Source organism: Dyadobacter sp. CY343 (assembly GCF_021390335.1).
Lineage (GTDB): Bacteria > Bacteroidota > Bacteroidia > Cytophagales > Spirosomataceae > Dyadobacter.
In genome coordinates, this window is sequence record NZ_JAJUXK010000003.1 from 748115 (window position 1) to 768509 (window position 20395).

Genomic DNA, 20395 nt, shown 5'->3' on the forward strand with positions numbered 1-20395 from the left:
AATCTACTTCATTAATGATCAAAAAACCCCGGCAAATCTCCTTGTATCTGCTATTAGCGATGATTGCTTTTACCGTTGGATGCGCTGAAAGAGAATCCGGACAAAGCGACACTTCGCAAAAGAAATACAGTATTTATACAATGGCGGAAGATGGTCAGGAATTTTTGACGACTACCGATTCACTGTCCGGCGGGAGCCTTGAACCGGAGAAATCAGGTGTGAAAGTAGATCCTCAGCGAATTTTTTACGATCTCATCGTACATAAGGGATACTACTACCGACTGGATGCGAAAACGCAGGAATTCTTAAAGATTGGTATTGAAAATAAGAAGTTTACTACCAAATCCAGAGTAAAACTCGAAGGCTTTTCGGCGATCGATAACTATAACTGGATCACGCCCGATTCGCTGCTGATCATCGGCTACGATGATAAAAGTGCAGAGGTGAAATATGCCAAAATTCATCTCGAAAATATGACCGCGGTACAAGGTAAACTCCCCTTGCCCGCTCCTTCGGGAAGCTATAACTGGACATCGGTCGGCTTTTCGCATTTCATGAATGGGCAACTGCTGGTCGGCTACACGTACCATGCCGCCCACGATCTGCTGGGCTATACCACAAGTGACACGATGTACGTGGCGACGCTGAGCTATCCTGCACTGAAAAATTTGAAGAAATATAAAGATAGCCGGACCACATATCCAGGCGGGGTGAATACGCGGCAATCACACTTTTTTACGGATGAAAATGGGGATTTCTACTTTATCACCTGCCCGGGCATTGCTTTGGGAAATAACCCGGCTAAGCCCACAGCGATTATGCGGATCAGGAAGTCGGACAGCAGCGTCGACCCGGACTACTTTTTCAACCTTTCAGCTTCTCCTATTCAAAACAACGGATATGGTTTCTGGTATCTTGGGAAAGGAAAAGCAATTGTACGGACAGAGCGGAAAGCACTTTTTACGGGAATGGGTGATCACTACAAAGTACCCCATTTCGATTTTTACGAAGTCGATCTAATTAAACAAACTACGGCGCGCCTTAATCTTCCGCTGGATAAAGGCACAGCCAGGCAATGCGTGATCGTGGAAAATGGGATCGCCTATATTGCTGTGAACTCAGATTCGGCAGGAAGTTACATCTGGATCTATAATCCCGAAAATCACAGCCTTAAAAAAGGGCTGCAAATTCCCGGTCAAACCGACTACATATTAAGGATCGAGCGGCTCAATTAATTAAAGCGTCGCTATCTGTTCTGCTGACAAGCCGGTAACCTCCATGATCAGTTCGTCAGAAAGACCTTTTTCCTTCATTTTTTTGGCGGTTTCTTTCTTGCCAACAAGTATCCCATTGGCTATCCCCTCAACCCGCCCTTCGGCAATTCCTTCCGCCATACCATCGTTCCAGGCAGTTTCTGTCGTTGCGTACAAATCCCTTGCTTGCTTTAATGCTGCGTCGTATGCCATTTATCTTGCTTGTTTAAGTTGCTGACTTCTGCGATATCAAACAATTTCTTGAAAATAGGTCTTCTCAAAAACAGTGGTAATTTATCAATATTATTCATGTGTTTCAATAAAAATAGCCAGTTATCAAGTTCAGAGACAAGCTCTTCCTCTCCTTTGGTAAATCTGGGAATTTCTACATAAATGAAACCGAGCTTGTCGTAAAATGCCTCTCCCTTCTCATTTCTAAGCATTACCCTGGAAATAAAATGACGATCTGCTTTATCATCAAAACAGAAATCCATGATACCGATCAGATACACTGGTTTCAGGCGGTAATTCCATTTCTGTACGGTAACCGGTATCTGATCTCTAATGAGTGAGGATACGTAATATAAGCAGCGGTCTTTGAAGAATTCCTGTCGGATCCGCTGCATTTCGATGATAAACTGCTCTCCGTCAGCCCCTGTACAAAGCAGATCAAAGACCACTTTTCTGTCTGCCGATAGCGGACCACTCTGCTCGGTTTTATCGTAAGTCAGGTCAACAATGTACTTCTCGCCTGCGAAAAGCTGATTCAGAAAATCGATGAGCAAATCCTTGTTCGGCTCTGATCCGAATATCCTTTTGAAACCAAAATCCGTAAACGGATCGATAAAGCGGCCTGGCTTTGCTAAATGCATGGATAGTATGTGTTTTGATTTCTGCGAAAATCCGGAAAATTTTTACCAAACACCTTCGGGAAACTGCGAATTGCGCTACTGGTTATCAGGCGGTATAAATGGACATTAACCCTCCGCCCGAAAAACCAGCTTTTCTTCTATTTCAAAAATGCGTGTCAGCAAATTATTTCGTTGCGGGATTTCGATGATCCTCTGCACTTTGCCTCTTCTGGTGAATGCGCAAACTTCTTCCATTTCCGGGAAAATCACATCGCAAGACCGTTCGACGCTTCCGGGAGTCTCAGTTTTACTCAAAAAAACATCCCACGGAACCACCACTGACGCCGACGGTCTATACAAATTGACCGACGTCAAACCTGGGAATTATACAATTGAGGTCACCGGCGTCGGATTCAGTACTATTTCCCAAACGGTTTCTGTAAGAAGCGGCAAACAGATTACCCTCGACTTTACGATGCAGGAAAGTCAGACGGATTTGAATGAAGTCCAGGTGGTGGGTAAAACACAAACCCAGGAGATCAAAGAGCTGGCATTTTCAGTAAATGCGATCGAGACCAAACAATTTGCAAATACCACGGCCGACCTGAATCAGGTATTGAACCGGAGCACCGGCGTGCGGATACGCGAGCAGGGCGGGCTGGGGTCCAATTTCGTTTTCTCGATCAACGGACTTTCAGGGAAAGCTGTCAAGTACTTCATCGACGGCGTGCCGATGGAGATTCTGGGTAGCGCGATGTCACTCAACAATATCCCCGTCAACCTTGCTGAGCGCATTGAGGTGTATAAAGGAGTAGTGCCGGTTCAGCTGGGTTCCGATGCGATGGGCGGCGCGGTGAATGTGATCACCAGCCAGAAGCAAACCAACTATCTCGATCTCAGCCACAGCTACGGGTCGTTTAACACCCACCGTTCCGCGCTGACCGGCCAATATGTGCATAAGCCGACCGGCATTACGCTGAAAGCAACGGGCTTTTTCAATTACTCCGACAACAATTATAAAATGAAGGGCGTCGAAATTCTGGAAGGCGGCAAGCGAAATGGCGACCAGATCACTGACCTTTCAGGAGCAAACTTCGTGGTGACGGACACGCGCCGTTTTCACGATCAGTACCGCTCGTCGATGGGTCAGCTGGAAGCGGGTATTACCAATAAAAGTTGGGCGGACGTACTCTATTTAGGTTTTGGTTACACAGCAGGAAAACAGGATCTGCAAACCGGATTTGAGCAAACGATCGTATACGGAAATGTGAGGCGGGACAGCAAGGCTTTTACGGGAACTTTGCGTTATAAAAAGACTAATTTGTTTATCAAAGGACTGGACCTGAACCTGTTCGCTTCACAGTCGCGCGATGCTTATGTGACTACCGACACCTTGCTCCGGCAATATTACTGGGACGGTTCTTGGACTACGAAAGGCGCTACCGAAATGGGCGGAATCAAGACAATCTGGCACATAATACGACCGAGAACTTTTGCCCGGGCCAACCTGAGCTACACGCTGAACGAGCGCCATTCTTTCAATATCAACTATACAGCCGATCGCCTCAAAAACGAGAGTTATAACGAACTGATCAGCGATAGTGACGATATGCCCGGGATTATGAACAAGCAGATCATTGGTCTCGCTTATCAACAGGAGCTGATCGACAAGAAATGGGTGAATACCTTTTTTGCCAAATACTATGGACTGGGATTGGAAAGGAAGAAATATATCGATCAGTCGTACCAGGTAATAGACAGTACTTTTCGGAATTACGGTTACGGCATTGCGTCGCGCTATAAAATCCTGCCGGACCTGGGTATCAAAATTTCGCTTGAACATGCGTACCGTTTGCAGGAGGTAGAAGAGGTTTTCGGGGATGGTTTGAATGTCCAGCCTAACCCCGACCTGAAACCGGAAAGCAGCGACAACGTCAACCTGGGTGGCTATTATGGGGTTCGATTCAATAAGCACCGGTTCTTTGTGGAGGCTTCCGGATTTTACAGGAATGCAACCGACTTCATTTATCCGGTACCCGACCAGCGTTCCAAAGCATTGAAAAACGAGAATAAAGCGAGTGTCCGGGTGACCGGCTTTGAGGGTGAATTGCGATACGATTACGGCGATCTGCTTTTCTTCAACATCAATGCTACTTATCAGAATGCAGTGAATACCACCAGGTTTGGCAATACGTCAAGTAACAATTACGAGGCGACTTATCTGAACAAAATCCCCAACCAGCCCTGGCTTTTCGGGAATGCAAACCTGGCGATCGGAAAAAACAATGTTTTTGGGGAAGATACCCGGCTGCAATTTTCCTGGTACACCCAATATGTCCATTGGTTTTACCTTACCTGGGAAGCTTTCGGGAATGTAAATGGTAAATCTACTATTCCTAACCAGCTGATTCACAATGCATCTTTAAGTTATTCCCTTCAAAATGGCAGGTATAATATCTCCGCCGAATGCCGTAACCTGACCGACGATCTGGCGTACGACAATTTCAGGTTACAGAAACCGGGCCGCGCTTTTTCCTTGAAACTCAGATATTTCATTAAATAACCCGAACTCAATTATCCATTTTTATAACAAATACATCAAATGAAAATAATGAATATTCTTCCATTCAAAGTACTGGCTATCAGTGCGCTGGCATTGGCTTTAAATGGTTGCAGCGACGAACTGAGCGAGTCTTCCGAGCCGGTTAAAGACGTAAAATACTCGGCAGTTGTATGCGTGGGCAGCTGGCCGAATACGGCGTATTATATTGCTGACGTACCTTCCTTGAAAGAAGGACAAATCAGTTTGAAGGGCAGCGGAGCGGAAATGACGGGCAAAGTGTACGCCCAGGATGTGATCCAGAAAGACGGATTTTACTACCACGCCAACTTCGGCAGCGGACGTTTTGGCAAATACCACGTGCAAAATGGCGCGTTGATCGTCGATAAGGAAGTGCCTTTTACGTTCCTCAATTGGAGCTCGTACGTTTGGGCCGATGACCAGACGCTCGTGATTTTCGGAACGGCCGAAGGTGAAGCGCGTTATGCGATCGTGAAAGTAGCTGATATGACTTTGACCACCGGCAAGCTGAACCTGGAAGCTTATCCGAAAGGATTTGATGAATATGCGATCGGATTTGCAGAATTCCGTGACAGCAAACTTTTCATCGGATTTAGTTTTACAACTTCTACATACAGTGCTAATATGCCTGTTTATCAGAAGTTTGGTGTTGCTGTTGTGAATTACCCGGGCATGAATACGGAAAGCATTATTTCCGATACCCGCACTACTACGCCCGGCGGACCGGTTGTGTACGCACCGGCTTCTTTTCAGGATGAAAACGGAGATATCTACTTCATCAGTGACCCGGTTTACAACTACGATTACAAATCCCCATCCTCCATTTACCGGATAAAGAAGGGCGCTACGCAGCTGGATAATACCTATTACTTCGATTTCTCTTCCAAAGTAGAGAACGGAATGGGACCTGCGATGTGGTACCTCGGCAACGGAAAGGCGATTGTGCGGACCAGGGTAAAAGGTATCAATATCGATGCCGAGCACTCCTTTTCTGTGATTGATATTAGAAATGGTGCATTTATCAAAAAGCTTGACCTGCCCGCCGACAAAGGCGAGCGGATGGTGAAAGCGGTGATCGTGGAAGATGGTAAAGCATATATAGCTGTAAATGCAGCAGATAAAGACTATATCTGGGAATACGACCCGGCGACAGAAGCATTGAAGCCCGGTGCAGAATTCGTGGGCGGAATGGACTATATCCTTCGTTTGGAAAAAGTTAAATAAGCCACGCTTCGGCTGCGCTCAGCGTGACAGTTTGTGGTGAACGCATTCCTATGTCAAGCTGAGCGAAGTCGAAGCCGGTACTCGTTCGCGCAATGTGAACACTAATATTAATCAAATGCTTAAAAAAATAAATGTCTGGCTGCACCTGTGGCTGGGGCTGGCTTCCGGAATTGTCGTTTTGATCGTGGCTGTTACGGGTTGCATTCTTGTTTTCGAGCAGGAATTGAAATCACTTACCCAGCCCTGGACGCACGCCGAGCGGCCGGACAATGCAGCTTACCTCCCTCCGTCGGTAATTCACGCACGCGTCTCCAAACAATTCCCGGGCAAAGAAATCCATGGTATATGGTACTATGGACATGGAAAAGCCGCGAAAATGAACATGCATTCTGATTCTGTCATATTCGTTAATCCCTATACTGCGGCAGTGACAGGAATCGCCGACCCCGAAGATTTTTTTCACTTCATATTAGATGGGCACGTTGGTTTGTGGATCGAGGGGGAAGTTGGCCAGGCGATCGTTTCCTATGCGACGCTCGTATTTTTTATTTTGCTGATCACCGGAATTTTATTGTGGTGGCCAAAAAAATGGAACAGATCGGGGCGCGATAAAAGCTTCAAAATCAAATGGAAAGCGAAGTTCAAGCGGGTGAATTATGATCTGCACAATGTACTCGGCTTCTATTCGCTTAGTATAGCGCTTATTCTCACGATAACCGGTCTGGTTATGGGTTTCAGGTGGTTTAATGAAGGATTTTACTGGCTAAATTCCGGCGGAAAGACGCAGCCTGCGTACGTAACTTCATTCTCGGATACGACCCGCATTTATCAGAATGCCGGTTTTAAAAATGTTGATCTAGCCTTTCAGAAAGGTATTACACAGATCGGTACTTATAATAAAGACGCGATCATTATCTCTTTTCCTGAAAAACCTTCCGACCCGATCGACCTGTGCGTGGATATGTACAACGGATCGTGGCGCTACGTGTATCTGGACCAAAATACACTGGCGGAACTACCCTCCACGCAGGTGCATATTGATGACCTGAAATGGGCTGACTGGCTCCGGCGGACAAACTATGCGTTGCACGTAGGGGCCATCGGAGGAATGCCGACCAAGATCCTTTTTTTCCTTGCAAGTCTCATTTGCGCGAGCCTGCCGATCACCGGCTTTTACATTTGGTGGGGGAAACGCAAACCTGCCAAAACCAGGGCAAAACGTTTCGCAAATCTCAAACCCGCCTGAAATAATCTGTATTTTTACCCGCCGCCAATTTTATTTTACATGAAATACCAGTACCCGCGACAGCTGCATAAGCTGCTGTTCTTCATCAACTTGCTCTTCATTTCCAACGTCTCGCTGTCTCAAACTCCTGCCCCATTCCAGGTACGCGGAATTGTGACTGATTCAACTTCCCGAAAAGCGATAGAGTTTGCCACCATCAGTATTTTGGACAATGAGAAAAAAGTGATCGCGCTGACTTACACCGACGAAAGCGGGGTATTTAAATCAAGCGACATTACTACCGGATCTTTTTTCCTGAACTTATCTTTTGTCGGCTATCGCCAGAAAGTGGTTCCTTTTACCATTAAACCCAATAAACCAGGCTTCGAATTCGGTACTATTGTGCTGGCTTCGGAAGTAAATCAGCTGAATGCAGTAACTGTTACCGGCTCCCGACAATTGGTTGAACAGCAACCGGGTATGCTCATTTACAATGCAGAAAAAGATATCAGTAACCAGGGCGGAACAGCGGCGGATGTACTTCGGAAAGCGCCTATTCTGAATGTCGATGCTTCGGGAAAAGTGACGATGCGCGGGAATTCGAACCTGCGTATTCTTATTAATGGAAAATATTCCGGACAAATGGCGCGGAGCCCGGGAGATGCATTGAATATGATGCCTGCCGGCTCAATCAAATCTGTTGAAGTGATCACCAGTCCGTCTGCCCGTTATGATGCGGAAGGGGCTTCTGGGGTTATTAATATCATTACAAAAAAAGGAAATCAAAGCACCAGCGGCACGATTGAAGTCGTTGGCGGGAATATGGAACAGGCGATCAACCCGCGCATTGCTGTGAATCGCGACAAATGTAATATCACTTCCACACTGCATTTGCACCGCTTCCGCGAACGTGAAATAGCAGATCTCGATCGGGTTACCTATGATAATGGTGCAGCTTCGGGCAGGATTTTGCAGCACGTGGTCAAAGACAATGCAAAACCGCACACCTCGGGCGACTTTCAGCTCGAATACACCCCTGATTCTGCCAATCTTTTCAACTTTTCAGTCAATGGCTGGCTTGGCAGCTGGCCGCAAAACAGCGAGCAGTTCAATCAGCGCTTCAATGCAAACGGTACTTTGCTCAACAGCTATCACCAGAGTGTAACCACGAAAGCGCCGAACCGCGGCATTGATCTTAATCTGGGTTATACAAGAAAATTCCGGAAACCGGGCGAAGAACTGTATATCATGGCGCAGCATAACAGTGCGAGCGAAGATTATAACTACAATGCATTTCGGCGCGACGAAGAATTACTGACCTATCGGGAAAGAAACTACAACCGCACCAAGAACCGCGAATGGACCTTTCAGACAGACTATATTATGCCTTTATCCTATTCGTCCAAACATGCATTGGAACTGGGTGCAAAGGCTATTCTGCGGAATGTGAGCAGTATTTACGATGTGGCGGCTAGCAGCGGATATCAACCCGAATTACTCGAACCGATCGCCGAACGTTCGGATGTATTCGACTACCGCCAGAACGTGACCGCCGCGTACAGCCAGCTCAAATTTAAGTGGAGCAGCGGCTGGGCAATCCACGCCGGCGCGCGTGTGGAAGGCACTTTTCTGGAAGGAAACCAGGTCCGGCTTGGAACGAATTTTACCAATACATTCTGGAATTTCGTGCCGAGTGCCACCGTTTTCAAAAGGCTTAATCCAAACAATAACCTGACATTAAGTTACACCAAACGCATTTCGCGCCCGTCGATCTGGGACCTGAACCCGAACCGTGACAGTCAGGACCCGCAGAACATTTTCATCGGTAACCCCGACCTGCGCCCCGAAGAAGTGAACCAGATGGAGTTTACTTATGCATTGCAAACCGACGCCGAGTTCTTTTTCAATACATCACTTTTTGCCCGCCGTACCAACAATTCAATCGAAAGCATTGTGACCATAGATAACGCCGGCGCGGCTACGACCACCAAGCAAAACCTGGCTTCGAATGAGCAATACGGTATTAATTTTTCAACCGCAATACCCTTATTACCAGGCTGGAAGATCAATAGCAATGCGAATGTCCGCCACGCGCGGTTTTCGAGCGGCGCATTGAATATTAGCAACAATGGAATGGCATGGGGCGTGAATGTAAACAGCAGCTGGAAGCTCGCCAATAATTATAGTGTGCAGTTTTACGGCGATTACGACGCCAGGGAAGTGACATTGCAAGGATATCAGAGCTCGTGGTTCTATTATAGCTTTTCGGCAAAAAAAGAGATCCCGTCAAAGAAGCTATCGATCACGTTGACTACTGTGAGTCCTTTCAGCAGCTATATTTCGCAGCAGGAAGTGGTACGTTCAGCTGATTTTACTTCTACATTCAGAAACCAATATCTGCAACGCTCCGTCCGCCTGTCGCTCAACTGGGAGTTTGGCAATATGCTGGGCGGCGGCAAAAGCAGGAAGATCAATAACGACGACCTCAAAAACGCTAAACCGAACGGTTAAAAGATATTTTTTGAACATCCTATTCGCTAAGTGACGCAATTTACCCGCACGTTTGTCATGATCAGCACCGGTTTAATTCGTCTGCATCTGCCAACTTTGTAGCATACTAATTCACAAAAAAAACAGACAAAAAAATGGAAACGTCAGCTCAAAAAATCACCGTAGCAACAACAGTTAATGCGCCTGTCGCAAAAGTTTGGGAACAGTTTAATGCACCCGAACATATTACCCAATGGTGCGCCGCGTCGGAAGACTGGCACGCGCCATTTGCAGAAAACGACCTGCGACCAGGCGGCAAATTCACTACCACGATGGCGGCGAAAGACGGAAGTTTCAGCTTCGATTTCGGAGGTATTTATTCCAATATTGTTGCGGAAAAAGCGATTGAATATGATATGGCCGACGGAAGATCCGTGCAGATAACTTTCGAGGATCACGGCGGAAATACCACAGTAACCGAAGTTTTTGATGCTGAGCAAAGTAATCCGGTAGAAATGCAGCGCGACGGCTGGCAGGCGATTCTGGACAACTTCAAAAAGTACGTCGAGAACAACTGATATATACAAAAAGCCCTTTTTCGTTGTAAAAAAGGGCTTTTTGATTCAGTAAGGCGACAATTCTTAATTCGTAACCCTGATCTGCAACTTTTCGTAAAAAGCTTCCGTAACACTTCCTACATAAAAATAAGGTATCGCCAAGCGGTTGAATTTCAGCGTAGTGACATCGTTGTCGACGAAAAAAGAAGTGTAGGAAAAGAGCATTTCAGGCACCACGCCACTCGGCCCGGCATTGACCAGCGTATAAGGAATACCAAGTTCCACGGTCACGTCGCGCGTCTCGCCTACCGCCATATCCAGTGCAACCGGCGCGCCCAGCTTCGTTCTTTCTCCATAAGTATCCCCTGCGAAAGCGGGCGTGTGCAGGATCGCTTTACCCGCAGAATTATGCGTAAACCCGATCAGGTATCCTGCATTCACAGGAAATGAAGGCGTGGCTACGCGCTTCAAAGTGATCCTGAAATCAAATGTCGCGTAGCCGGTAGATCCCACTACGTAACCATTGTTGCTATTAGCTTTCGCAGCAAATCGGGAAACCACGGCAGATTGCATCGAACCTGTTACCGAACCAAGTTCCGTACCGCCGGCACCGAGCAGGGTTATTTTTTCAATTACAAATTCACAGGGATAAAGTCTGTCCGACCCGTCGGTAGCCTTACATTTCGACTCAGGTAAATTCTCGACCGGTACCTCGTGATCGGTACAGGAAAGCGCCATCACGAGCAGAGCGTAAACAAGTGAAAGGAAAATTGCGGAGGAGTTGAGCTTTTTCATAATAATGGTATAAAACAGGTGAATGTAAAATACAAATACACTGAAAATCTGATTATTACCTTGAAATTAGCAATTGTCCGGAAACGGTAATTTTAAATTTATTCAACGGATAATCCAGATATAACAGCACGGATTTCGCATGCATCAAACACAGTAAAATCTTTTTTACAAAAATATTCGGATAGCATTTGTTTATTCCGAAACTATAAATTTACTTTGTCTATAAGTTTAATAGACTATGGCGATTGAACCACCCGAACGCCATATAACACAGCCAGAACATTCGCCAATGAAAGCGATTATTTTACTTAATCCGTGCCTGGAAACGCAGGCCCGCAAGGTGGTATACTTAACAGACTGCTTGCTTAACAGCAGTTGTTGTAATAGCTCCGACTCAATCTCGTCTTAATATCATGTCCGGAAATATCCCGATTGGCGGCTGACCGTCGGGAGAAGGTTTTCGGTGGTTGGGAATTTTCCACCCTACGATCGTGCTGCCGCGGGATATTTCCGGATATCCTTTCTAATCCATATTCAAATTTCAGCGTCCATGACACAGGCTGACATATTCCTTTTGGTCAGGAAAATTGCTGTTGGCATACTCCTGACGGTCGTGCCTTTCCTGCTCATCGCAGGCGGAATCTGGCTTGCGTATACGCTGCTCAGTTAGCACTACATCCTTTACAATAAATCGTTAAGACATGAAAGCAGAAAAGGAAATTACGCAAAAAATTGCGCGTGACGCCGGTATCAGTGTGTTGCTCTACCTGGCTCCCATTGTTCTGATGTTCGCCGCCTTCTACTTCACGGGCTACAAGCCCTGGGCAGGCAGCAGCGCATTGCCATTTAAGGTACCCGGTTTTCTGGAAGATGTTTTCAAGAACCTCAGCTCCTGGGGCTTACCTGTAATCGTACTTGTGATCGGCGTGGTTGAATTCCTTGCCGGTATGTATGAAAATAAATGGACTAAAAACGAAAGTACACTGGATATTATCTGCTTTATCGTCCCCAAAATCGTGGTGAGGCCGGTTGTGACCTATTATAGCTTACAACTTTTGCCGCAGATCCTGCCCGAAGGAAAAGGTATATTCAACTGGGTACCGTTCTGGTGGGCGTTTGTAATCATCGCAGTAGCCGACGATCTGACCCAATACTGGTACCACCGTATTCACCACCAGCTACCCTGGTTGTGGCGTTTTCACCGTACCCACCACAGTGCGCCTTATATGGGAATGGCGATGGCGAGCCGCCAGAATATCATTTACACCATATTCTTTTCACAAACATACCTGACTGCCGCGCTTACGTTTGTAGGGTTGGGTTATGCGGCCCTTTTTGTAAAAGTCATCAAGTCACTGATCGTGACGGGCGCGCATTCCAGCATTCCCTGGGACAAACCATTTTATACGATCAAGTGGCTTAACCCGATCGGCTGGGTATTGGAAAGGCTGATATCCACCCCTGCGACGCACCAGGCCCACCATGCCGATACGACCGACGATGGCGTCGGTTATTACAAAGGAAACTTCGGCAATATGTTCTTTGTGTGGGATTTGATATTCGGGACGGGCATTATTACCAGGAAGTACCCTTCATCATTCGGGATCAAGCACTATAAGGAAGAAGAATGGTACGCACAGTTCCTCTGGCCTATTTTCAAGTCTAAAAAAGAAGGCAGCGAGCTAGCCGCCAACGGACCGGTAGTAGGTGACGAGGTCCGCGAAACGATCATCGAGCCTATTCACCTGGAAGCCCGCGCGGCAAGCTGAAAAGCGCCTCTGTTGCCGCATTTATTATTAAATAAAATTCTGATGGATAAGAAAAAGATTTACCCTTTATGGTTATTGGGTGCACTCCTGTTGATTTTCTCACAAGCAAAAGCCCAGGACGCTATCACCGGCGTCGTCAAAGATGATTCCGGCCAGGGGCTGCCGGGTGTGACTGTTGTTGAAAAAGGCAGTTCCAAATATGCCCTGACGGATGTGGACGGTAAGTTTAGTATTGCCGCCGCCAAAGAATTCCCGTTTACACTGCAACTCAATATGACCGGTTTCCAGACGCAGGAAATCGAGATTTACGAATTGACCGCTGAGGCTGTGGAAGTGACACTGAAAACGGCCAACCTGCTCGATGAAGTGGTGGTAGTGGGTTATGGTGAACAAAAACGAAAAGATATCACCGGTTCCGTATCCTCAGTCCCTACTGAGATCAAAAGTCAGCCGGTGGCTTCGGTGGAGCGTTTGCTGCAAGGTTCTGTGGCGGGTGCGGTCGTAACGCAAACTTCCGGCCAGCCGGGCGGCGGGGTAAGTGTGCAGATCCGGGGTAACAACTCGATCACCGCAGGCAGCGACCCGCTTTACGTGATCGACGGTTTTCCGATCAACAACGATTATTCGCTCAACGATGCCGGCGTGACGAACGGTTCGAAGATCAACCCTCTTTCGTCGCTCAATACCGCTGATATTGAGAACATTGATGTTTTGAAAGATGCGTCCGCGACGGCGATCTACGGTTCCCGCGGTGCGAATGGAGTTGTAATTATTACTACAAAAACGGGCTCAAAGAACAAGTCATCGATCAACTATGACGCATTTTACGGTACCCAGGAAGTGATCCGCACGCTGCCGCTTTTGAATGCGGGTGAATGGTGGGCGCTGCGGAAAGATGCGGCTGCGAATTCCGGAAAAACGGCTACTATCCCGTCCGTTCAGGGATATTCGCTGGATACGACCGGCGCGGGTACTGACTGGCAGGCGGCGGCATTCCGCAAAGCTTCCCAGCAAAGTCACAACCTGTCGATCCTTTCGGGCTCAGACAAAACGCGGCTGGCAGTTTCGGGTAATTATTTCAAACAAAATGGTATTCTTCAAAATACGGATTTCAGAAGGTACTCGGCGCGGGTGAATGTGGACCATCAGTATAACGACCGGTTCAGGATACTGGCCAATCTGAATGCGAGCAATATCAAATCGAATGTAGCCCCGGCAAATATTGTGGCCAACCTTTTGCAAACCCCTCCTGCCCTGCCCGTTTATCAAAACGACGGTTCCTTCGTGATCAACAGCCCGTTTGAATCTGCATTGCAAAACCCGATCAACTCCCTGTACAACCAGCTTAACGAGACTATTACCAACCGTTTTCTGGGTAATATTTCGGGTGAATACACGATCATCGACGGATTGAAAGCAAAAATTTTAGTCGGCGCGGATGTGGTGGGAAACAAGCAAAACCGCTACCTCCCAAGCAGTACCGCAGAAGGCCAGGCTCTAAGCGGCAATGCGATCGTGGGTACCGTTTCTACTACCAGCTGGCTCAATGAGAACACTTTAAGCTACGATAAGGATATTGACGATAAAAACCGGGTGAATGCAGTAGTAGGTTTCACCGCGCAAACTTCCGAGTCCAAAGCCACGATTGCAGAGGCGGCGGGATTCGCTACGGATGCATTTAGTTACAACAACCTGGCAACCGGGATCACCAGCATTGCGCCCCGCTCCGCTGCAAACGATTGGTCACTTGCCTCCTACCTCGGCCGGATCAACTACGCATTCGACGATCGCTACCTGGTTACTTTTACACTTCGCGCCGACGGTTCTTCCCGTTTTGGAGAGGGTAACAAATGGGGCTATTTCCCTTCTGCGGCTTTTGGCTGGAACCTGAACAATGAAAAGTTTTTTCAGCAGTTCAAAAAGATCAGTCTGCTGAAACTGCGTGTGAGTGCGGGTACTACCGGAAACCAGAGCATTCCGCCTTACCAGTCTTTGTCGCAACTTGCCTATTTCCGATACAATTTCTCCAACACAACTGTATCCGGTTACGCTCCGAACACCGTACCAAACCCCGATCTTGGCTGGGAGAAAACTTTCCAGGTGGATGCAGGTTTTGACCTGGGACTTTTCAAGAACAGGCTTAATATCATTTTTGACTACTACTACAAAAGAACCTCCGACCTGCTGCTAACCAGAACCGTCGCGGGCTCATCAGGACTTTCTGACTTTTACAACGGCCAGGCTTCCACGATCTACCAGAATATTGGCGAAGTAAGTAACCAGGGTATTGAGTTGTATGTAAATTCTCAAAACACAACCGGCGCTCTGAAATGGAATACGATCTTCATTTTTGCGCGCAATACCAATAAGATCCTGAGTCTCGGCGGCGGCGTGAACCAGATTATCCCGAACATCAATATGCCATCGATCGCGAAAGTGGGTTACCCGCTCGGGTCGTTCATTACCTACCAGGCCGACGGTGTTATTCAGCAAGGCGAAACGCCGCTGACGCCCCAGCAAAACAAGAGTCCGGGCGGACAGAAATATAAGGACGTGAACGGTGACGGGATCATTACCCAAACAGGCGACCGCGTGATCGTTTCCAACCAGCCAGGTTTTACAACCGGTTTGACCAACTCTTTCAGCTACAAAGGATTTGACCTGATGATCTTTTTCCAGGCGTCGATCGGTGGGAAGTTGTATAACCAAAATCGCGCAAACCTGGAACTGGGGACGGGTTACGTAAACGGATCGGACGTACTGCTCGACCGCTGGACACCGGCGAACACGAATACAGACGTGAAAGCCGCATTCCAGGATCCGGCGATCACCATTTCAGACCGGTTTATCGAAGACGCTACTTATTACAGGCTGAAAAACCTGTCACTCGGTTACAACATTCCGAAAGCATTGTTGTCGAAAATCAAGATCGAAACGCTGCGGGTTTATGTATCTGCCCAAAACCCGGTTACCTGGACGAAATACACGGGTTACGATCCGGAAGTAAGCTTGAACGGACAGTCACTGATTAATAAAGGTGTCGATTCAGGTGTGTATCCTAATAATAAGTCGTATCAGGTTGGCTTATCGCTGTCGTTTTAATCGCCCCGGTAGTCAACAAGAAATCAATATTCAAATGAAAAATATCAAATATATATTGCTTCTTCCTCTTGCACTCGCATTGACTTCCTGCGAGGAATTTTTGAAAGAGGAACCCGAGTCTTTCCTTTCGGAAGATCAATATTACAAAACACAGAACGACGCGATCAATGCTGTCAACTCGGTTTATTTCTTCCTGAATTCGGGAGGTAACAATATCCAGACTCCCTATAATACGCTTTTCAATACGGGGATGAATATGGCGGGCGACGATGAAGATCCGGGTCCAGGCGCGACCAATGCAGATGTTCGCTCGCTTTCTGTGCTCGCGCATTCGTCGGGTAACCTGCGTATTTACGAGATTTGGCAGCAGCATTATGCAGCTATCAAAAAGGCGAATGTTGCATTGGAAAAAATCCCGGCTATCGAGTTTGACAATACACTGAAATCAAGGCTGATAGGCGAGTCAAAATTTTTGCGGGCGCTGTATTACTTCAATTTGGTAAGACTTTACGGCGACGTGCCGCTGATCACGGAGTACCAGAAGTTTGTAGATGCAGCCGGATATGAAGTTGCCAAATCGCCCTCATCAGAGGTGTATGCGCAGATTGAAAAAGACCTGACAGAGGCCGCATTGGCACTTCCCGCTACTTATGCGTCTCCCGATGCCGGCCGCGCCACTGCCGGAGCTGCAAAAGCATTGCTCGCAAAAGTGTATCTGACCAAGGCTTCCTACCCGCTCAATATAGCCGCACACTACAAGGATGCAGTCGCCAAGGCAGAGGAAGCACTTTCAGCAACGGACGGCGGTACCGGGACTTACAATTACGACCTGGTGACCAATTATGCAGAAGTATTTTTACCCGCATTCAAAAACAACAGGGAGCACATCTTTTCGGCGCAGTTCAAATCGAATTCGCTGAACCAGGGAAACAATGAATATTCACGCGCTATACTTTCGGGAGTGCCGGGGTTGAATGGAAACTACGCGCACATGGTGCGGTTTTATACGGTGGGTTCCGATAAGTTTTTCAGCATTTACAAACTTTTCAAACCGACTGACAAGCGGCGCGACGTTACTTTTGTGCGAAGTTTTACAAGTCCTGCGAATGGGAGAAAATATGCGTTGCCTATTGCTAATGCGACCGTATCCGGCGATTCTACGCCATTTTGGAATAAATGGGTTGATCCTGCTTCCTCCACGGTAACGAACCAAGCGGCTACCAATGTACCGATATTAAGATATGCAGAACTGCTCCTCATCCATGCCGAGGCAGAAAACGAAGCGAACGGACCTACTGCAAAAGCTTACAAATCGCTAAATCGCGTGAGAAACCGGGCAGGTTTGCCAAATCTGACGACCGGTTTGTCGAAAGAACAATTCCGCGACTCGGTATATCTGGACCGCCGCCTCGAACTCACTTACGAATACCAGCGCTGGTTTGACCTGATCCGCCAGAAGGATGCAAACGGAAAGCCGAGTTTCGTGGCGAACCTGCACAAGGTTGGGAAAACCAATGCAGCCGACAAGCACAGACTTTATCCGATCCCGCAATCCGAAATAGACAACAACAAGCTACTCGTACAAAACCCTGGTTTTGAATAAGTCCGTTCACTTTGCACGATCACCGGCCTTTAAAGCTGTTTTTTAATATGATCGATAGTCCGACCTGGTAAGGCTTGACCTGGAAAGCTCCCTCCGTACCTAGCAATTTGGTAAACCCATATTCGAAGTAAGGACCGACCTGCAATGTTCCACTTTTACCAACCACTACTTGACGGCCGATACCCGCATTCAGCCACGCCATAGTGAAGCCTTGCGTCAGTTCCGTACTGAGCTCGGTGCCTATTGTAGCATAAAAATCGCGGAACGCCGGCGCCCGCGGAACGAATTGTTTTCGTACTCCCAATCCGACCAACCGCAATGTACGGTCGGAATTCACGGCAGTGAACTTCCGCCTTACCTGTGCATCATTTGTTCCGCCGGGCAAGATCTCAAACTCATCGCCAGCCCGCTCGTAACGTACAGATTGGCGGTAATGTGAATAACTGATCAGGAATTCAAAACCATTTTTCCCGATTCCTGCATTCAGCTTATATCCCAAAGTTTCAAGCGAAGCGGACCTGGGAAACTGGAAATTTCGATAGATAAAACCGGGATTTGAAATGACATTCAGAACCTGGAAGGTCTTAACAGGCGTAACCCCGGCCAGGATCGTCCAGCCGTGGTTCGCGGTCTTTGGTTTTACGAAGTAGCTCGAATCGGGTAAAACGGGCTCGGGTACCTGCATTAGCGGGCTGGCAAAGTGCGCCGGCAAGTTGTCAAGAAGCGCCAGGTTCTCTTCGACTTTGCTACCTGGATCCTCGTTAATTACTTCTTTGTCAACTGCTTCAAGAGCATTAATATTTTCCCGATCAGGCAGATCCGGGGTTGGATCAATAGTCCGCTCAGACGGAACTGCTACGTTTCTGTTAGTTTCTAAATTGTCTTGTACTTCAACAGACTCGACCGGGCCGGTTTGCTTTACAATACTACTTATTTCAACCAACCCGACTGACTTTGCCGCAACCCTGTTTTCAGCAATATGCTTTGTCTCAACCGCTGCCGCTGCAAGCGCCGGTTTTGCCGCTTCGGGTAACCCGTTCGTATTGACTTTCGCCGAATGCGGCATTTCTTTCACAGCCGGATTTCTGCTTGACCGGTGAAATAACGTTCCCGTAAACAGGATTGCCAGGGTCAGGAAAACGATCCAGTTTCTTTGAAAATTCTTGTCTTTCTGCCATACCCGCAATGCTGCAAAGATATTCTTCTTCAACATCGGATCCGGCTTCATTTCGAAGTCGTCGAACCTCCGTTTCAGGGCGTCGCGCAATCCGTCATCTGTATGGTTCTCAGGAGATTTCATATTGCGTAATTCCTTTTTGTTCTAATTTCTTGATTAATAAATTTCTCCCTTTGAAAAACTGGGAGCGCGAAGTACTCTCCGTAATGTGCAGAAACTCTCCTATTTCTTTGTGCGAAAATCCGTCGATCAGGTATAAGTTAACCACCATTCTGTAACCGTCGGGCAGGCTGTTGATCACATTCAGCAGCACTTCCATATCCATTTGGTTGATGATCCGTTCGTGTTCCTCAGATTTGAATTCGGCGGCAATATCGTCGACGCATGAATTGAGCTGCTCCTGCTTCGTAGTGCGGTTATAGTAATTGATAGCAGTCCGGATCACGATCGATTTTACCCAGCTGGCCACCACATTGGTATCCTTTAATTCTCCCAGATTCTTGAAAACCTTGATCAGCGCCTCCTGAAATATATCTTCCGCCTCGGCACCCGTTTTGGCGTAACGGAAACAAATACCCAGCAGCTTCGATTTGTAGAGGTCATAAAAAGCAGTCTGCGCACTGGGGTCCTGCCTCTGACAGGCTTTGACCAGTTCTTCCAGCGAGCTGTATTTTTTGCTTTTAAAAAGCCTCATTGAATTATCTTAAACATTAAAGGATCGAGACGTTAAGCCGGTATTCAATTCACATATTTGGTGTGGAATCTTTCCAATTCTTTTGCATTTTCGTCAAGTATCAATTCCAAAGATTCGCGGTTACTGTTGCTCAGGTAAAACCAATATCCATTGGTAATGCGCATCTGGTAGCCGAGTTGAAAAGTAAATCCATATTGTGCATTCAGCTGATCAAGATATTGCTTGACATGATCCGGCAATTCATCGACGCCCGACAATGTTTTGGCTGGTTTGTAACTTACCGAAATCAGGTTTTGATCGTTATCAAACACATAATCACCGCCTGGCAGACCGTCGCCATTTGAAGCGTTGAGCTGATACCGCTTTTCGTTTTTTTCGTCTATAAAGATCAGCCCGCCGATATGCAAAATAGGCTCCGCGTCCATAACAGACCTAATTTTCTCTGGCAGATCCGCTTTCGAATTGATTGGATATTCAAATTTGTAAAATGGCTCGCTGCGGATCATATAGATCGGTTCATTCTCTACCCAATTGAGCAAATATTCCTTATCCTGAAACCGATACCTGGCTGTGCGCAACCGATAGGGTCTGTGAAATGATTCTACCTCGTCCCGATAGTCCGAAATCTCCACGCCGGCCAGCATCGAATTGTCGATACCCACCCGGATGGAGTCGGGAACTGCAACATCTTCCAGCCTCGACCGCCTCAAAATCTTCAACGAATCCATCCCGGCATAAAACCGCTGATTATTCACCTTGTAGTTCGCCTCCCAAAACTTGTCCTTTTCAACGATTTTGATCGTTGTTTCGGTCGCGTCAGGAAAACGGGCACTGAACATTTTCACTACTTTTTCGGGTATTTCCGACAATACAGGCGGCTCTGCAGGTTCTATTACTGTGTTACAGCCTGCCAAAAAAAACAGTAAAGCGGCCGTGGCCAATAAAGAACTTTTAGAGGAGAGTTTAATTTTTTTAAAAAAGGAGCTAGGTAAAAATCTGAACATTGGAACGTTACTGGGTCTGTAAATAATAAGACACAAGTTAATGAACTAGCGCTGCCTTTGCTTGGAAATA

At 47.2% G+C, this 20395-nt stretch carries 15 protein-coding genes; 9 read left to right on the plus strand and 6 right to left on the minus strand.

Translation table 11 applies throughout. The annotated features are described in order from the left end of the window. Positions 1-14 precede the first annotated feature (14 nt). A complete protein-coding gene (locus tag LZG94_RS11470; protein ID WP_233792021.1) occupies positions 15-1235 on the plus strand; it encodes a DUF4374 domain-containing protein in 1221 nt (406 codons plus the stop codon). Here the strand turns inward: LZG94_RS11470 and LZG94_RS11475 are convergent, their stop codons facing one another. Together LZG94_RS11475 and LZG94_RS11480 are read right to left on the minus strand one after the other, a co-directional pair. After that, the gene (locus tag LZG94_RS11475; protein ID WP_233792022.1) at positions 1236-1466 is read right to left on the minus strand and encodes a hypothetical protein; all 231 of its coding nucleotides are present in this window, start codon (positions 1464-1466) and stop codon (positions 1236-1238) included. Next, a complete protein-coding gene (locus tag LZG94_RS11480) occupies positions 1445-2125 on the minus strand; it encodes an Rpn family recombination-promoting nuclease/putative transposase (RefSeq protein WP_233792023.1) in 681 nt (226 codons plus the stop codon). Before LZG94_RS11480 ends, LZG94_RS11475 begins: the two co-directional genes overlap by 22 nt. Positions 2126-2273: 148 nt before the next feature. On the opposite strand from LZG94_RS11480, the gene LZG94_RS11485 reads away from it, so the two are divergent. From LZG94_RS11485 to LZG94_RS11505, 5 genes are all read left to right on the plus strand, one after another. Then, entirely contained in the window at positions 2274-4667 is a 2394-nt protein-coding gene (locus tag LZG94_RS11485; RefSeq protein WP_233792024.1) for a TonB-dependent receptor, read from the plus strand. 39 nt (positions 4668-4706) lie between these two features. Continuing rightward, positions 4707-5909 (plus strand): DUF4374 domain-containing protein, encoded by a 1203-nt coding sequence (locus tag LZG94_RS11490; RefSeq protein ID WP_233792025.1) that lies wholly within the window; start codon positions 4707-4709, stop codon positions 5907-5909. Between the two features lie 115 nt (positions 5910-6024). Beyond that, on the plus strand, positions 6025-7155 hold the full coding sequence (locus LZG94_RS11495; RefSeq protein WP_233792026.1) for a PepSY domain-containing protein: 1131 nt from the start codon (positions 6025-6027) through the stop codon (positions 7153-7155). A 39-nt stretch (positions 7156-7194) separates the two neighbouring features. Further along, entirely contained in the window at positions 7195-9645 is a 2451-nt protein-coding gene (locus LZG94_RS11500; RefSeq protein WP_233792027.1) for an outer membrane beta-barrel family protein, read from the plus strand. A gap of 134 nt (positions 9646-9779) precedes the next feature. Continuing rightward, a complete protein-coding gene (locus LZG94_RS11505; RefSeq protein ID WP_233792028.1) occupies positions 9780-10202 on the plus strand; it encodes an SRPBCC family protein in 423 nt (140 codons plus the stop codon). A 63-nt stretch (positions 10203-10265) separates the two neighbouring features. Here LZG94_RS11505 and LZG94_RS11510 read toward each other — a convergent pair whose 3' ends face one another. Next, entirely contained in the window at positions 10266-10976 is a 711-nt protein-coding gene (locus LZG94_RS11510; RefSeq protein ID WP_233792029.1) for a hypothetical protein, read from the minus strand. 701 nt (positions 10977-11677) lie between these two features. Between LZG94_RS11510 and LZG94_RS11515 the strand changes: the two genes are divergently transcribed. The 3 genes from LZG94_RS11515 to LZG94_RS11525 are packed head-to-tail and all read left to right on the plus strand — an operon-like array spanning position 11678 to position 17450. Further along, positions 11678-12745 carry a sterol desaturase family protein gene (locus LZG94_RS11515; protein ID WP_233792030.1) on the plus strand — a complete coding sequence of 356 codons (1068 nt, stop codon included), beginning with the start codon at positions 11678-11680 and terminating at the stop codon, positions 12743-12745. Between the two features lie 42 nt (positions 12746-12787). Then, positions 12788-15847 (plus strand): TonB-dependent receptor, encoded by a 3060-nt coding sequence (locus tag LZG94_RS11520; RefSeq protein ID WP_233792031.1) that lies wholly within the window; start codon positions 12788-12790, stop codon positions 15845-15847. A 34-nt stretch (positions 15848-15881) separates the two neighbouring features. Further along, positions 15882-17450 carry a RagB/SusD family nutrient uptake outer membrane protein gene (locus LZG94_RS11525; RefSeq protein ID WP_233792032.1) on the plus strand — a complete coding sequence of 523 codons (1569 nt, stop codon included), beginning with the start codon at positions 15882-15884 and terminating at the stop codon, positions 17448-17450. Between the two features lie 19 nt (positions 17451-17469). On the opposite strand, the gene LZG94_RS11530 is transcribed toward LZG94_RS11525, so the two are convergent. The 3 genes from LZG94_RS11530 to LZG94_RS11540 are packed head-to-tail and all read right to left on the minus strand — an operon-like array spanning position 17470 to position 20160. After that, complete coding sequence (locus LZG94_RS11530; RefSeq protein ID WP_233792033.1) at positions 17470-18750, minus strand: hypothetical protein; 1281 nt, start codon at positions 18748-18750, stop codon at positions 17470-17472. Then, positions 18737-19321 carry an RNA polymerase sigma factor gene (locus LZG94_RS11535; protein ID WP_233792034.1) on the minus strand — a complete coding sequence of 195 codons (585 nt, stop codon included), beginning with the start codon at positions 19319-19321 and terminating at the stop codon, positions 18737-18739. The genes LZG94_RS11530 and LZG94_RS11535 overlap by 14 nt, the downstream gene beginning before the upstream one ends. Positions 19322-19365: 44 nt before the next feature. After that, positions 19366-20160: a hypothetical protein gene (locus LZG94_RS11540; protein ID WP_233792035.1), complete on the minus strand. Its 795-nt coding sequence runs from the start codon at positions 20158-20160 to the stop codon at positions 19366-19368. Positions 20161-20395: the final 235 nt, after the last annotated feature.

Excerpts from the sequence above, each read along its gene's own strand:
- LZG94_RS11515 (WP_233792030.1), top strand. The coding sequence starts at position 11,678 with ATGAAAGCAGAAAAGGAAATTACGCAAAAAATTGCGCGTGACGCCGGT.
- LZG94_RS11495 (WP_233792026.1), top strand. The coding sequence starts at position 6,025 with ATGCTTAAAAAAATAAATGTCTGGCTGCACCTGTGGCTGGGGCTGGCT.
- LZG94_RS11525 (WP_233792032.1), top strand. The coding sequence starts at position 15,882 with ATGAAAAATATCAAATATATATTGCTTCTTCCTCTTGCACTCGCATTG.
- LZG94_RS11500 (WP_233792027.1), top strand. The coding sequence starts at position 7,195 with ATGAAATACCAGTACCCGCGACAGCTGCATAAGCTGCTGTTCTTCATC.
- LZG94_RS11520 (WP_233792031.1), top strand. The coding sequence starts at position 12,788 with ATGGATAAGAAAAAGATTTACCCTTTATGGTTATTGGGTGCACTCCTG.
- LZG94_RS11470 (WP_233792021.1), top strand. The coding sequence starts at position 15 with ATGATCAAAAAACCCCGGCAAATCTCCTTGTATCTGCTATTAGCGATG.
- LZG94_RS11530 (WP_233792033.1), bottom strand. The coding sequence starts at position 18,750 with ATGAAATCTCCTGAGAACCATACAGATGACGGATTGCGCGACGCCCTG.
- LZG94_RS11475 (WP_233792022.1), bottom strand. The coding sequence starts at position 1,466 with ATGGCATACGACGCAGCATTAAAGCAAGCAAGGGATTTGTACGCAACG.
- LZG94_RS11535 (WP_233792034.1), bottom strand. The coding sequence starts at position 19,321 with ATGAGGCTTTTTAAAAGCAAAAAATACAGCTCGCTGGAAGAACTGGTC.
- LZG94_RS11505 (WP_233792028.1), top strand. The coding sequence starts at position 9,780 with ATGGAAACGTCAGCTCAAAAAATCACCGTAGCAACAACAGTTAATGCG.
- LZG94_RS11485 (WP_233792024.1), top strand. The coding sequence starts at position 2,274 with ATGCGTGTCAGCAAATTATTTCGTTGCGGGATTTCGATGATCCTCTGC.
- LZG94_RS11490 (WP_233792025.1), top strand. The coding sequence starts at position 4,707 with ATGAAAATAATGAATATTCTTCCATTCAAAGTACTGGCTATCAGTGCG.
- LZG94_RS11510 (WP_233792029.1), bottom strand. The coding sequence starts at position 10,976 with ATGAAAAAGCTCAACTCCTCCGCAATTTTCCTTTCACTTGTTTACGCT.
- LZG94_RS11480 (WP_233792023.1), bottom strand. The coding sequence starts at position 2,125 with ATGCATTTAGCAAAGCCAGGCCGCTTTATCGATCCGTTTACGGATTTT.
- LZG94_RS11540 (WP_233792035.1), bottom strand. The coding sequence starts at position 20,160 with ATGTTCAGTGCCCGTTTTCCTGACGCGACCGAAACAACGATCAAAATC.